The sequence below is a fragment of the Methylomonas koyamae genome (assembly GCF_006483455.1).
Classification (GTDB): domain Bacteria; phylum Pseudomonadota; class Gammaproteobacteria; order Methylococcales; family Methylomonadaceae; genus Methylomonas; species Methylomonas koyamae_B.
The window spans coordinates 114,365-128,703 of sequence record NZ_PPPU01000005.1 but is presented as its reverse complement, the minus strand read 5'-3'; the positions used below and the strand labels follow the sequence as shown (position 1 = coordinate 128,703).

General features: G+C 54.3%; 14 protein-coding genes. 12 read left to right on the top strand and 2 right to left on the bottom strand.

Features of this window, described 5'->3' with window-relative positions:
• The first annotated feature begins 3 nt into the window (after window positions 1-3).
• Window positions 4-1,278 carry a phosphate regulon sensor histidine kinase PhoR gene (gene phoR, locus C2U68_RS02320; RefSeq protein WP_140910897.1) on the top strand — a complete coding sequence of 425 codons (1,275 nt, stop codon included), beginning with the start codon at window positions 4-6 and terminating at the stop codon, window positions 1,276-1,278.
• A gap of 31 nt (window positions 1,279-1,309) precedes the next feature.
• Here phoR and C2U68_RS02315 read toward each other — a convergent pair whose 3' ends face one another.
• Window positions 1,310-3,454 (bottom strand): sensor domain-containing diguanylate cyclase, encoded by a 2,145-nt coding sequence (locus C2U68_RS02315; protein WP_140910896.1) that lies wholly within the window; start codon window positions 3,452-3,454, stop codon window positions 1,310-1,312.
• Between the two features lie 163 nt (window positions 3,455-3,617).
• On the opposite strand from C2U68_RS02315, the gene C2U68_RS02310 reads away from it, so the two are divergent.
• From C2U68_RS02310 to C2U68_RS02270, 9 genes are all read left to right on the top strand, one after another.
• Window positions 3,618-5,012, top strand: coding sequence for a cytochrome ubiquinol oxidase subunit I (locus C2U68_RS02310; RefSeq protein ID WP_140910895.1), 1,395 nt, complete (start codon window positions 3,618-3,620; stop codon window positions 5,010-5,012).
• Entirely contained in the window at window positions 5,005-6,093 is a 1,089-nt protein-coding gene (gene cydB, locus C2U68_RS02305; protein WP_140910894.1) for a cytochrome d ubiquinol oxidase subunit II, read from the top strand. Before C2U68_RS02310 ends, cydB begins: the two co-directional genes overlap by 8 nt.
• A 101-nt stretch (window positions 6,094-6,194) precedes the next feature.
• The gene (locus tag C2U68_RS02300) at window positions 6,195-6,773 is read left to right on the top strand and encodes a DUF502 domain-containing protein (protein WP_140910893.1); all 579 of its coding nucleotides are present in this window, start codon (window positions 6,195-6,197) and stop codon (window positions 6,771-6,773) included.
• A gap of 55 nt (window positions 6,774-6,828) precedes the next feature.
• Window positions 6,829-7,323 (top strand): CinA family protein, encoded by a 495-nt coding sequence (locus C2U68_RS02295; protein ID WP_140910892.1) that lies wholly within the window; start codon window positions 6,829-6,831, stop codon window positions 7,321-7,323.
• Window positions 7,324-7,476: 153 nt separating this feature from the next.
• On the top strand, window positions 7,477-8,262 hold the full coding sequence (locus tag C2U68_RS02290; RefSeq protein ID WP_140910891.1) for a M48 family metallopeptidase: 786 nt from the start codon (window positions 7,477-7,479) through the stop codon (window positions 8,260-8,262).
• A gap of 3 nt (window positions 8,263-8,265) precedes the next feature.
• Window positions 8,266-9,468, top strand: coding sequence for a succinyldiaminopimelate transaminase (gene dapC, locus C2U68_RS02285; protein ID WP_140910890.1), 1,203 nt, complete (start codon window positions 8,266-8,268; stop codon window positions 9,466-9,468).
• A gap of 118 nt (window positions 9,469-9,586) precedes the next feature.
• Window positions 9,587-10,405, top strand: coding sequence for a 2,3,4,5-tetrahydropyridine-2,6-dicarboxylate N-succinyltransferase (dapD, locus tag C2U68_RS02280; protein ID WP_140910889.1), 819 nt, complete (start codon window positions 9,587-9,589; stop codon window positions 10,403-10,405).
• 158 nt (window positions 10,406-10,563) lie between these two features.
• Window positions 10,564-10,827 carry a hypothetical protein gene (locus tag C2U68_RS02275; RefSeq protein WP_260839182.1) on the top strand — a complete coding sequence of 88 codons (264 nt, stop codon included), beginning with the start codon at window positions 10,564-10,566 and terminating at the stop codon, window positions 10,825-10,827.
• A gap of 128 nt (window positions 10,828-10,955) precedes the next feature.
• Window positions 10,956-11,369, top strand: a complete 414-nt coding sequence (locus C2U68_RS02270; RefSeq protein ID WP_140910887.1) for a hypothetical protein — start codon at window positions 10,956-10,958, stop codon at window positions 11,367-11,369.
• Between the two features lie 93 nt (window positions 11,370-11,462).
• Here the strand turns inward: C2U68_RS02270 and C2U68_RS02265 are convergent, their stop codons facing one another.
• On the bottom strand, window positions 11,463-12,200 hold the full coding sequence (locus C2U68_RS02265) for a hypothetical protein (protein WP_140910886.1): 738 nt from the start codon (window positions 12,198-12,200) through the stop codon (window positions 11,463-11,465).
• A gap of 234 nt (window positions 12,201-12,434) precedes the next feature.
• On the opposite strand from C2U68_RS02265, the gene C2U68_RS02260 reads away from it, so the two are divergent.
• Window positions 12,435-12,875 carry a hypothetical protein gene (locus C2U68_RS02260; RefSeq protein ID WP_140910885.1) on the top strand — a complete coding sequence of 147 codons (441 nt, stop codon included), beginning with the start codon at window positions 12,435-12,437 and terminating at the stop codon, window positions 12,873-12,875.
• A gap of 127 nt (window positions 12,876-13,002) precedes the next feature.
• Window positions 13,003-14,316, top strand: a complete 1,314-nt coding sequence (locus tag C2U68_RS02255; RefSeq protein ID WP_140910884.1) for a YihY/virulence factor BrkB family protein — start codon at window positions 13,003-13,005, stop codon at window positions 14,314-14,316.
• Window positions 14,317-14,339 lie beyond the last annotated feature (23 nt).

Below are 14,339 nucleotides of genomic sequence, written 5' to 3'. Positions count from 1 at the left end.
TACATGCAGCGTTGGCGGCGGGAAAGAAACATTGCGATCGCGCTGGTCGTGCCGGCTTTTGTGGCCAGCGTCTTTGTTGGTCATTTGAGCGAATTGCTATTGCTCGTGATTTCTTACCTGCATATCAGCCAGACGGCAAGCATCAATAAATTGGAACGCTGGCTGAGCCAGGGCGGCCAAGGCGAAAAGCCCGATTTCAAAGGAATCTGGAGCGATATTTACTATCACGTCTATAAAATCAGGAAGAGTCAGAAGCGGCGTAAGAAAAAGCTGGGCAAGATGCTGGACAGCTTTCGCAAATCCACTGGCGCCTTACCTGATGCGGTCGTCGTATTGGGCAGCTACGGCGAAATCGAATGGAGCAACAAAGTCGCGCATGATTTTTTGGGTTTGAAAAAGTCCGACAACGGTCAACGTATTCCCAATTTGGTTCGTCATCCCTTGTTCATCCAGTATTTAAAAGAGCAGGATTACCGCCACAAGATTTGCATCCCGTCGCCGGTCAATGAAAACATGTTTTTGCAGATCGGGATCGTGCCGTACGGCTCGGGTTTGCGATTGTTGATGGCTCAGGACATCACATTGCAAAAAAACATCGAACGGATGCGTACCGATTTTGTGGCAAACGTTTCGCACGAACTACGTACGCCGTTGACCGTGTTGCGCGGTTATCTGGAAACGCTACAGGAAATGGACAGCGGCAGTGGGGTTTACAGCCGCTCGTTTCAAAACATGGCAGCCCAGACTGAACGCATGCAGGCTTTGATCGACGACTTATTGCTCTTGGCACGGTTGGAAAGTAAGCAGAAGAAGTCGGAGTCGGTAGCCGTAGCCGCGTTATTGCATGAGGTTTGTCAGGAGAGCGATTTACTGGAAAAGGACGAACGCCGCGTCGAATTGCATGTCGCCAGTGGCGCCAACCTGCTGGGTGACGCCTCCGAGCTGCGCAGTGCCTTCAGCAATCTATTGGTCAACGCGTTGAAATATTCCCCGGCGACTTCGCCCGTCAAGGTCGTTTGGCAAGACAGCGCCGATGGCGGGGCGTTTTTGGAAGTCGAAGATTTCGGGCCGGGTATCCCTGCAGTCGATATCCCGAGGATTACCGAGCGCTTTTATCGAGTCGATGTGAAACGCAACCAGAAGATCGTTGGTACCGGTTTGGGATTGGCCATTGTCAAGCACGTGTTGGTAAGACACGATGCCAAATTGGATATCGACAGCCAGTTGGGGCGGGGTAGCCGCTTCCGTTGCCAGTTTCCGAAGCAGCGCATTTGCTGATTCGCATTAGATGTCAACAAGGCTTTCCGGCTTAAATTTCGTCCGTCATGTTGGCGAAGGCATGGTCGGCCGAAGCGCTGCTTTTCAGCGCTTGTGCGGCGAATTGCTGTAAGCGGTCGGCGTCGTCGGCGTCGTCGGGACACACCGCAATCCCGATGCGGCAGTACAGTTGCAAATCCTGCGCTTGCTCGTCAACCACAAACGGCTCGCCGAGTTTTTGGCTGATCGTGTCGGCGATGCGTTCGATATGATCGATTTTTTCCAGATCGGTCAGGATCAACCCGAATTCCACACCGTCCATTCGCGCGACTAAATCGGTTTCCCTGACGCTACGCAAGATGCGTTGTGCCGCTTCTCGTAAAATGTGGTCTCCGGCTGTGTAGCCCAAGCGGTCGTTCACCTCCTTGAACTTGTCGATGTCGATCAGCAGCAATGCCAGAAACAGGCCGCTGCGATGAGCTTTTTTGATCTCCTGGTCCAATCGGTCGTAAAACATGCGGCGGTTGCCGATACCGGTCAAAGGATCGAAGTAGGCTTGTTTGCGTAATTGTTCTTCGTTAAGTTTGCGTTGGGTTACGTCGAAAAATAGGCCGATGCGGCGTAGCGGCAAGCCGTTGGCATCGAAAACGGTATTGATGCTGAGTTGTTCGACGTATAGTTCGCCGTTTTTACGACGGTTCCAAATTTCCCCGTGCCACTGGCCCAGGCTGTTGATGGTTTGCCACATGTCCTGAAAGAATCCGGAATCGTGGCGGCCGGAACCGAGAATACTGGCGTTTTTACCAATGACGTCTGCCGCTTCGTAGCCTGTAATCTCGCTAAAAGCCGGATTGACCGAAACAATCGTCGCATCCACTTCGGTAATCATCATCCCCTCGTTGCAATTCTGGTAGAAAAGCATGGCCAATTGGCGGTTTTCGTCGGCAAGTTTTTGAAGCGTGATGTCCTGGATAATCCCCGTCATTCTTGGGTATAGGCTATGGTGGCGACCGGAACCGCGAATCCAGCGAATTTCGCCATCCAATCGGCGGATTTTGCATTCGAAATTCCAATTGCTGCGGTCGCGGCGGGCGTGGCGGAAGTCTTGGTCGACGGTGTCCCGGTATGTCGATACGACATGACCGAGAAAGGTCTGGTAAGTCCAGACCGGTAACAGGTCGTCGTAGCCGAAAATCCGGTCGTGGATCGGAGTGCGCATCACGGTTTCTGTTTCAAGGTCGAGATCCCAGGCGCCGGTGTCTATGGTTTGCAACGCAAAACTCAGCCGGTTTTCGCTTTCTTGCAGTGCTTGGGCTTTTTGCTCGCGGTCGTAAAGCATTAACGCCAACGGAATGCCGACACAGGCCAGGACCAGTAAATAGAGCCAAATATTCAGCAGACCGGCTTGCAAATCGCCGGAGGCAAACAGGCCGCACTGGCGCTCCAATCCCCACAGAGACTGGATCGCGGTCATGCCAATCAGGAGCATGACGCCGTGGCGCCCGAAGCGAGCCGCCGCCCAAACCACAAACAGAAAAGTCCAATACCCGCGGGCGTAACCGCTGATTACATCCGGACACCAACTCAGAAATATCGCTTGGCCGCTGAAAAAACTCAGCGCCAAGAAGGCGGCAGTTTCCGGCAGACGTTTGACGATGAACCAGCCAGTTGGCCATTTTCGCCAAATCAGAATGCAAGGGGTTACTAAAGCGATACCAAACAAATCGGCCATCCACCAATGCAGCATGCTCGGAAACAACTGGTCTTGAGTCAGATAACCGCCCAGCAACAACGCCATCGGCCCGATCAGCGCACTGAAACAGGCGGCAACCGCGCCGGTGACGGCCAGCCACGCGAAGTCGCTCGGGTGGCGCAGTTTGATCGAAAAACCAGGGTTGCCAAGCAGGAGCCAAGCGCCAATCCACGATTCCAGAGTGTTGCCGGCCGCAATAAAGGCCGAGATTGTCCACGAGTCGCCGACCAATAAACCCGCTATGAAAGCGCCTGACAGTACGCCGGCCCAATAATGTTTGGCATTCAACAAAAATGCTGCCAGCCCCAGGCCAGCCGGAAACCAGATCAGTGTGACGTTTCCGCGGTCGGAAAAAAAAGCCAATACCAGCTTGGCCAAGCCGGCGTAAAGTAGCGCCAAGCCAATGATTTTCAGTCCGATTATCCAGCGGGGCGGGAGCTTCATGGAGTGTCGTAAACGCGGCCGTAGTCCGTCAAAGTGTATATCAGTGCCGCTTATTCTCCATGGTCTGGCGGCCGATATAATGCGACTTGATCGAGAAAAACGCAGACAAACGGGCGGATAATTTTATAATTGCCGCCATTTTGAGCTTGGCCTAGAGGTAGGAATGGTTTCCGAAACGGTTATTGAATTGTCTCGCTCGCAGTTTGCGATCAATGCAGTACAGCATTTTCTGTTTGTACCGCTGACGGTAGGCTTATCGTTTTTCTTACTGGTATTGGAAACTTGGGGGCTGGCTGGCGGCCGGGGCGATTACCAAACCTTATGCCGGTTTTGGGGCAAGTTGTTCGCACTCAGTTTCGGATTGAGTCTAGCGTCGAGTGTGGCCATGCTGTTCCAATTCGGTGGCAATTGGTCGTATTTTGCTCACTATGCCGGAGATGCCTTTGCCGGGCCGGTGCTGGTCGGAGTTTTGGCTGGCTTGTTTACGGCGGCGAACGCTTTGGGCTGGATGTTGTACGGCTGGGACAGGTTGGGTGGCTTTGCGCATCTACTCGCTACCCTGGCGGTGTGCTTGGGTTGCCATTTGATATTGTTTGGCTTTTCGGTCGCCAGCGGCTGGATGCAATATCCGGTCGGTGCCGAATTCGACGTGCAGGCGTTGCGGATGGAGATGGCAGACTGGCGTGCCGTGTTATGCAATCCGGTGGCGCTGGCCAAATTCGCCCATAGCTTGCTTTCCAGCTATGCGTTGGCAGCCGGGTTCGTGTTGGCTATCAGCGCCTATTACCGGCTAAGGTCGGCCGAAACGGGGTTGTCTGGGCCGTCGTATTCCATTGCAGTGGGGCTGGGCTTGCTGGCGATTGTCGCTACCTTGTTGTTGGGAGACGCCGGCATTTACAAACAAAGTTCGTTTCAGCGCGGCAAGCTGATGGCAATTAACGGCCTGCCTGCCGACGACATTCTGGCGCAAAACCGGCAACGAATCGAAAACGGTGTCCGCGCTTACGCCATGTTGCAACAATTGCGCGACGATAACCCGCAAGCGCAATTGTGGGAGGAATTCGGTGCCGCTAAAGCCGATCTTGGTTACGGATTGTTGCTGAAACGTTGGCGAGACGGTGTGGTCGATGCTAGTCCGACGCAAATTGAGCAGGCGGCGCAAGCCAGTTTGCCGCCGGCAGCGCCCCTGTATTGGGGGCATAAGGCCATGATCGTGTTCGGTGTGTTGGCATTAGTGACATTTTTGACAGCCGGTTTCGGTGTCGTGACCGGCAGCCGGCAGCCGTGGGTGCTGAAGTCGGCGATGTACGCATTGCCTGCTACTTGGTTGGCCAGCGTTGGCGGTTGGTTCATCTCCGAATTCGGCGACCAGCCTTGGATTGTGGTCGACATTTTGCCGACGTGGTTGGCGGTATCGACTTTAACGACTAGCGACTTGGTACTCGGTTTGGCTGTTTACGCCTTAGCGTATTCCGGGTTACTGGCCCTGGCGATTCTGCTGGCGATGCAATTGATAAAACAGGGAGCGGCGTCAGCTCAGGAGGGCGGCGATGCTTGATTACGATATTTTGCGCTTGTTGTGCTGGGGACTGCTCGGTTTGTTTACGGTCGGTTTTGCGTTGAGTAGCGGTCTGGAAATGGGCGTGGCGCTGTTGTTGCCGTTTTTGCAGTTGTCCGAACCCCAACGGCGGCAGATCGCTGCCAGACTGGCGCCGCTCAGCGCGGGAAATCAAGCCTGGCTGGCTGCAGTGATCGCGGTGTTGTATGCGGGCTGGCCCACGGTCTATGCCGTGGTGTTTTCCAGCTTCCAGAATTTGCTGTTGTGCGTGATACTGGCCGTCTGTATCAGGCCGATCGGTCTTTACTTTAGAAATAGCCTTGAGCATCCGGATTGGCTGCCGTATTGGGATAAGGCGCTATTTCTCAGTGGATTATTGCCCGTCGTCGTGTTGGGCCTGCTGGCGGGAAATTTGTTGAAGGGCTTTCCGTTTCATCTGAGCAGCGACATGCATATCGCTTTTTTGGGTAGTCTGGCCGGCCTGTTCAACCCGTTTGCAATGTTGGTTGCGGCCTGTTGTCTGGCGTTGTTGGCCGCTTACGCAGCAGTCTATTTGCAATTGCACGGCGATCCTGCGTTACAGTTACGCGCAAAAGCGGTGGCGCAAACTACGGTAATTCTGTTTTTATTGTTATTTGCTTTGTGTGGCGGTTGGATTACCCATTTGGAAGGCTACCACGTCACTACCGAAATCCTGCCGGACGGCGTTTCCAATCCGTTGGCTAAATTCGTCAAGCGCGGCGACGGCTTGTGGCTGGATAATTACGAACACGAGCCGGCGTTGTGGGTGATCCCCGGTCTGGCTTTCCTGGCCGGCATCGGTGCCTGGGTGCTGTGTAAGTTCGATCGGGCGTATTGGGCGTTGTTAGCGCTGGCGCTGGCGCTGGCGCTGGCAGTGCTGACCTTAGGCGTATCCATGTTCCCGTTTCTGGCGCCGTCCAATATATCGTTAAACAGTTCGCTGACGCTTTGGGACGCCAGCGCCAGTCAAACCGCATTGACGGGGTTGCTGGGGTTTGCCGGGCCGGCTCTGCTGGTTATGGCGGTAGCGACGCGGGGGCTGTTCAGAATTCTGCGTTAGGCCGTTTTGACGGAGCCGGGCTAACTGGCGCTTTCTAATCAGGCTTAACTTTGATAAAACCGTGTATCGATAACAACAATAACTAATGAGGTAGGCGCATCATGAAGAAAATTCTGAACCACACCCTGATCGGCGTATTAGCGTTCATTCCGATTATGGTGATCGTGCAAATCGTGCTGTTCGTTAAAGACCGGCTGACCGATTTGTTCCAGTTCGTATACGGTTATTCAGACAACTACTTGGTGACCTTTCTGCTATTTGCGGCCAGCTTCGCCACCATCACTTATGTCGGCCACCGCGTAAGCCTCGGCCGCTTTTCGATTATCGCAATGTTCGAGCATCTGATCGAACGCATTCCGCTGTTGAGTACGATTTACCGGGTCACCAAAAAACTGGTGAACATGATTGCCGGCCACCAGTTGCAGGAACCGCGCGAAGTGGTTTATGTCGAGTATCCGAAAGAGGGCATTTGGGTGCCGGCTTACGTGACCAACAAAACCGACGATCGATACGTACTGTTTGTGCCGACTTCTCCAAATCCGACATCCGGGTTTGCCATCATCGTCCACGAATCGAAAGTGGTTAAATCCGAAATGAGCATCGAACAGGTCACCAGCTTCATCATCAGTGTCGGTGCCGACTTCGAAAAAGTCGGCGAAGTCAAAAAGCTGCCGCAATGATGACCGGTAATAGTGCCGGGAGACGATACTGCTGTGGGCAGGGCTTGGGGCGTTGATGCGCGATCCGGGTTATCTGTTGTCCGAGCAGCTCGGCGAGGGTTTGCGAGGTTTGAACCGGGTATTGGGTTTGGCAGAGTCCTGTACCGGGGGCGGTATCGCCGCGGCGATCACCGATGTGCCGGGCAGTTCCGCTTGGTTCGACCGCGGTTTTGTCACCTACAGCAATGCGGCCAAGGTCGAACTGCTGGGGGTACATCCGCAGACATTGCAACGTTACGGCGCGGTTAGCGCCGAGACTGCCGGAGAAATGGCGGCCGGCGTCCTCGAACACAGCTCGGCTGACTTGGCTTTGGCCGTTACCGGCATCGCCGGCCCGGATGGCGGCACGGCCGAAAAGCCGGTGGGGACGGTTTTCGTCGCCTGGCGGCAGCGGGGGGGCGAGGAAGCTGTGTGCGTAAGAAAGCAGTTTTCCGGCGACAGGCAAAACATTCGGCAGCAGACCGTGTTGTTTTGTTTGCAGCAACTTCTGCAGCTGGTGCGGGCGGGGTAGGCGCAAACCGGCGTCGGTTCGGCTTTTCGTAAGGTCATCTGAGTGCTCAGTTTATTGTGCGCTATCCCCTCCAGCTGGCATAGCCAAAAAGCGTGTAACCCCCTGGCGAGTTAGGCTAAAATGGCCGGCCATTTCTCTGCGGGTAGTTAAGCCATGTTGACTAGAAATTTGCTTATCGCTGCCGGTTTCGTATTGCTCAATAGTTGTGCAACCAGTCCGACCGGCCGCACCCAGTTTATTTACATGCCCGACAACCAAGTCGACCAAATGGGTTTGCAGGCCTTCGACAGCATGAAGAGCAAAAACCCGGTCAGCCGCAATTCTCGCGTCAACCAATTTGCCCAGTGCGTGGCTTATGCAATTACCCAACAAACCGGCGGCCAGTGGGAAGTGGTTGTGTTCGAAGACGAAACCCTGAACGCATTCGCGTTGCCCGGTAATAAAATCGGCGTGCATACCGGTTTGATCAATCTGGTCGACAATGCCGACCAGCTGGCGGCGGTCGTCGGCCATGAAGTGGGCCACGTGTTGTCGCGCCACAGTAACGAGCGTTTGTCGCAGGAAACCGCGGTCAGCACCGGTCTGGCGATGGTACAGGCCGTGACGCAGCCGCAGACAGCCATGGGGCAAACTGCATTGGGCTTGCTCGGTGTTGGCGCCCAGTACGGGGTGATCCTGCCTTACAGTCGGATTCACGAGACCGAAGCCGATACCATTGGTTTGGATTTGATGGCTCGCGCCGGCTTCGACCCGCGGCAAAGCATTAATTTGTGGTTGAAGATGGACAAGGCCGCGCAAGGGGGGCAGCCGATCGAATTCATGTCGACCCACCCGTCGCATGCCAGCCGCATCGACAATCTGCAACAGAACATGAACCGCGCGTTGCAAATTCAACAGCAAGCCTGGAGCCAAGGACGCCAACCGCGTTGTAGCAAATAAAGCATGAATCCGTATTTATCCGCCTTACACCCGTACCCGTTTGAAAAGCTGGCAACGCTGAAGCAAGGCATTACGCCGCCGGCCGACAAAGCTCATATCGCTTTGTCGATTGGCGAGCCTAAGCATGTTACGCCGCATTTCATCCAGGAGGCCTTGCTGCGGCATTTGCATGGCCTGACTCAGTACCCCACCACCAAGGGCCTGCCGGAACTGCGTCAAGCGATAGCCGATTGGACTTGCCGTCGTTTTGGGATTTCGGCGGGTGGTGTGGATGCCGAAACCCAAGTGCTGCCGGTAAATGGCACCCGCGAGGCCTTGTTTTCGCTAGTGCAAGCCCTGGTCGATCCGGCCGACAAGCCGGTAGTGATCATGCCCAACCCGTTTTATCAGATCTACGAAGGCGCGGCGCTGTTGGCCGGTGCCGAGCCGTATTATCTGAACACGGTTGAGGCCGATGGTTATTTGCCGGATTTTGACAGCGTGCCGGAAACGATTTGGCAACGCTGCCAACTGATGTTTATTTGCTCGCCCGGCAATCCGACCGGCACGGTGCTGACACAGGCCGACCATCTGAAATTATTGGCCTTGGCCGACAGGTACGATTTTGTCATCGCCTCCGACGAGTGTTACACCGAACTCTATGACGACGAAGCCAATCCGCCGCAAGGTTTGCTGCAAAGCGCTTACGCGGCCGGCAGTACGGATTTCAAACGTTGCGTGATTTTTCATAGCCTGTCCAAACGCTCGAACGCGCCGGGTCTGCGCTCAGGGTTTGTGGCCGGCGACGCGGAAGTGTTAAAGCAGTATTTCAAATACCGCACCTATCACGGCTGCCCGATGCCGGTGCCGACTCAGCACGCCAGCATCGCCGCCTGGAACGACGAGGAACACGTCAAGCACAACCGCCAGTTATACCGCGCTAAATTCACCGCGTTTATCGAGATATTGCACGACGTCTGCGAAATCGAGCGGCCGCCGGCAAGCTTTTACATATGGCTGAAAACGCCGATGTCCGATACCGAGTTTGCCCAAAAACTGTTTGCCAAGCAAAACATCACGGTGCTGCCTGGCAGTTACTTATCCCGTGATAGCGGCGGCATCAATCCCGGCGCCAATCATGTCCGTATCGCGTTGGTTGCGCCTATCGAAGAATGTGTCGAGGCTGCGCAGCGTATTAAAGATTTTCTCAATGAAAACAGCGCGTAGGTTGGGTTAGGCGTAAGCCGTAACCCAACGAGAGGCCTTAATTGTTGGGTTACGCTTCGCTTTTATGCCCTGCCGGTATACCCAACCTACATTATTTTTATCCAACCTACGAAATACCATGTCAAACCTGGAAAACATCATCAACGACGCCTTCGAAAACCGCGCCGAAATCAGCCCGTCTACCGTTTCCGCCGAAGTCCGCAATGCGGTTGCCGAAGTGTTGAACATGCTCGACAAGGGCGAAATGCGCGTCGCCGAGAAAAAAGACGGCGATTGGGTTACCAACCAATGGCTGAAAAAAGCCGTGTTGCTATCGTTCCGGATCAACGAAAACAAAGTGATCGAAAGCGGCGATCTGCGCTATTACGACAAAGTGCCGACCAAATTTGGTAGCTATAGCGAGGCTGATTTTGCGCAAGCCGGCGTTCGCGTCGTGCCTAACGCGGTAGCCCGTTACGGTTCCTACGTCGCCCCCGGCGCGATCCTGATGCCGTCTTACGTCAACATCGGCGCTTACGTCGATAGCGGCACCATGGTCGACACCTGGGTAACAGTGGGTTCTTGCGCGCAAATTGGTAAGAACGTGCATTTGTCCGGCGGCGTCGGCATCGGCGGCGTTTTGGAGCCGTTGCAAGCCAACCCGACCATCATCGGTGACAACTGCTTCATCGGCGCCCGCTCCGAGATCGTCGAAGGTGTGATCGTCGAAGACAACTGCGTGGTCTCGATGGGCGTCTACATCGGCCAAAGCACCAAGATCTTCAACCGGATGACCGGCGAAGTGACTTACGGCCGCATCCCGGCCGGCTCGGTGGTAGTCTCCGGCAACCTGCCATCCAAAGACGGCAGCCACAGCTTGTATTGCGCGGTGATTATCAAGCAAGTGGACGAGAAAACCCGCAGTAAAACCGGTATTAACGAGTTGTTGCGGGATTAACCGCTCGCCCTCCGGCGCATGGTGCTCGTTTGGGTGGCATGCGCTACAAAGCGGTTACCGATTTCTTGTTAAGCGCGTGATACCATTGATGCCTCGAAATTTGTGCTACTTTAAAATCAGCCGGTTTTAACGAGGCTCAAGCCGAAGTCACTACTGAAATGCAAAAAGAAGTCGTAGATAACACGCTTCATCTCGACGATGTTGCCACCAAACGCGATTTAAAAGACTTGGAAGGTGTATTGCGTAGTGAAATCAAAGCGCTAGAGTCCGAGTTAGTCTACAAAATAGAATTGCTCAGGGCCGACACCAGTTGCAACCAAGCGGTAACCAAAGCCGATTTGACCAGCTGGATTATTGCCGCCGGTTTCTTGCAAACTACTGTTATCGTCGCGGTGTTGCTGAAAATAGCGCGTTTGATTTAATTCCGATCTTTGCCAAGTTCTTAAGGCTAGCAAGTAGTCTGGATGAAGAAGAGTGGAGTCGAGCGTTTTTGGCTTCCAATCGGCTTGGAGCTTAGGGCTTTCAAAATGAAAAAATTAAAGGATTGGCCATGTTTTATTTGTTAATCACGCTTGCAGGATTAATTTTTCTGATCTGGGCGCCGGTAAATGTGTCGATAATTACTGGACTCGTCCTACTTCTGATCCCTATGGTAGTTCGCTACAGTGCAAAGTTAATAACAGGACTTGATGTTTCCTTTGGCGAAGCTTTTAAAGCAGTTACTCTTTCATTGTGTCTACCTGTCGTCGGGCTAATTTGGCTGGTGGCGACCTTAGGCAGTCTTGGGGCTAATATTGAGCTTTCTGGCGTTGGTTCAGTCATTTTTCCGATGGGTCTTTTTGCAGCCTATACGCTCGGATATAAGATAAGTCTTGGTCTAGATTTCAAACCGAGCATGGCAATTGCTGGATTATCGGCCCTGCTTTCCATTCCAGGGTTACTACTTATACGTTCGTTTTTTTAGTTTACCCAGTCGACATTCTCCCGCTTAGAATGCGGGAAGAATGTCGACCGCGAGTTTCAGTGACATTGCGCTTCGCACAACAAGGCTAGCGAATCACCGTTTGGCGTTTGGTAACGTAACGGCAATTTTTGTACTCTCCGCCCGAATCGTAAACACCATCAATAACTCCTCGCTCTGTGTTAGCTCCAATGGCGTCGGCAGGCCATCTGCGCCGAGTTGCTTGCCGATAATCGGCTCTATACAAACATACTCCGCTTTTTTATCGCTCCACACGCCGAACGCCAGTGCTATCGGCTGCGACAGCGGGCTGATCTCGCAGGCCATAGATACGGCAAATTCCTCGGTGTTGAGTTTGACCGGGTCACTCGGTGTTACTGCCGGATAAGCCCGCATACTGTCGTGCGGCAGCGTGGTCACGTCTATCCGGGTGCCGGCAATATCCACGAAACTGTTCGGTGTAATCGAAAAATACGGGTGAAAGCCGGGTCTTACCAGCGCGGTTTCCGAGAGGGCGCGGATGGTGGTGGTGACTTTCAGCGTTTTGTTGTGTTGTTCGTCGGTTTCTTCCCAATCGGTAACCACCTCGATGTTGCCCCAGTCGTTTTCGTTGGATGCTGCCAGATTCTTTTGATGCGGCAGCTTGACGTCGCAAACCGTGGTGCGGTATTCGCCGTGCTTGATGCTGAACGGCGGCGACAGGTCCTCGAAATTGGGGATACAAAGATATACCCCGCCGCGCGAGCCGCCGCCCGGCTTGTCGTGGAGCGGTGCGACAACGTCGATATCGTCCAGTTGCCATCTGATCAGAGTGCCGGTATCGGTGAATTGCATGGTGAAGTTTGTCCTTGTCTTTGGCTGGATTTGGGATACAGCCGGTGTCGGGGCTTGCATAGTGCGTAACAAGAGCTGTCGCGTTGTGTTTAAACCGTTAGGTGCCGGCTCGCAGCCGATTATTGTAAACTGCAAGCATTCATATCAGGTAATCGAATGCAGAATAATTTACTTAGGCGAATTAAACCCGACTGTCATTCGTGATTGTTGCCGCTGTTTTTCTATAGGAATTGCATGCGCGTGATCGAGTTTTTTTCTCTGGCCAGCCATGCCGGCGATTACCGGAATTGGCCGCTGCAAACCCGGCTATTACGGCATGGTGTGCCGACTGCTTGCCATGTCCCCGGCTATCGGCTGTTACATCAGTTCCAAACCGAAGCCGGCGACTATTTGCTGATTTGCGATTGGGATTGCCCGTTCGAAGAAGCCAGCGAATTCGTGTTGCTGAGCCGGGAATTGCAGGTTCTGGCCCGGCGCAGCCTGGGCCTGCCGTATGCGTCGTTGGTGTTGGAGGGTATGGAAATCTTCGGCCCGGACGAATTGCGCCTGAACTATTATCCAGATCGAAAATGGGCGTTACGTGTCATGGGCCCCGTCAAATGGCTGCCCGGTTTTCTCAGTCGATGCCAATTTTTCTGGCGCAATCGGCGGTTGCACTTGCGGCGTTTGGCCTGACCCGACAAACTCGGCCATCAATGTACTCGGAATGCCGGGATTTTGCCGGTTTTATCCGGCATACTGCCGTTCAACGGCGCGGTGTATCGTTCGCACTTGCCGATCGGCCCCAACAATAGAGACTTGTATGGCATTGAACCTGTTGCTGTTCTGCAAAGAAGACATTTGGCGGCTGGATGAACGGAGCCTGACTTGCTGGCCGGCGCTTGGCATCCGCTGTTTGAAAATCGCGTTGTTGGCGGTGCAAGGCTTTCGCCGCGATTTATGTCAATTGCGAGCCTCGGCGCTGACCTTGTATAGCATCCTGTCTATCGTGCCGGTGATTGCGATGTTGTTCGGCATCGCCAAGGGCTTCGGTTTCGAAAAGCTGCTGCAGCGACAATTACTGGAGCGGGCGCCGCAGCAGGACGAGCTGATGTTGCGTTTGATCGGCTTTGCCCAAAATTTGCTGGCCAAGACTCAGGGCGAAGTGGTGGCCGGCATCGGTATCGCGGTTTTGTTTTGGACCGTGGTCAGCCTGATCGCCAATATCGAAGAATCGTTCAACTACATCTGGAAAATCGATCAGGGCCGCAGTTGGGGGCGCAAATGCAGCGATTATTTGTCGCTAATGTTGCTGGGGCCGGTACTGCTGATGGCTGCCAGCGGCCTGACCGTGTTCCTGCAAACCCAGGTAGGCTGGTTGGCCGGGGCGATACATCTGCCGGCTTTCGGCGTCTGGCTGGTATTGAAAGCCTTGGGGCTGTCGCCGTTGCTGCTGATGATCGTGCTGTTCACGGTGGTATTCGTATTCATGCCGAACCACGCCATCGACTACCGGGCCGGGCTGGCTGCCGGCGCCGTGACCGGCATGCTCTACCACGGTTTGCAGTGGGCCTATTTGAGCCTGCAAATCGGCGTGTCCAGCTATAACGCGATCTACGGCAGTTTCGCCGCCTTGCCGCTGTTTGTGGTCTGGCTGCAAAGCTGTTGGATGATCGTGTTGTTCGGTTGCGAGATGGCGTTTTATATCCAGAACTACCCGATTCACCGCCACGGTGACCGTTTCCGCAATCTGAGTTTTTCGTTGAAGAAAATCCTGGCGCTGCAAATCGCACATGCCCTGGTTAAACGCTTCGTCAACCAGGACGCGCCGCCGTCGGCCGAGGAATTGGCCCGGGATTTGATGATTCCGTTGGCCTTGGTCCAGGCGTTGTTGCATAAGCTGATCGTCAGTCGCATCGTCGTCGAATTCTGCCATCCGGAACAAACCGTTTCGGTCTACCAGCCGGCGGTCGACATCAATATTCTCAGTATCGGCTATGTAGCCGATGCACTGGAAAGCTGCGGTCAAAACCAGTTGCCGGATATCCAGCCGGAACCGGCTTTTGCCGAGGCCGTCGACCATTTCCGCCGGGCGATGGCGGATAGTCCGGGCAACCGCTTGTTGAAAAACATTTGACGCCGAACGCCGCGGTTAACATC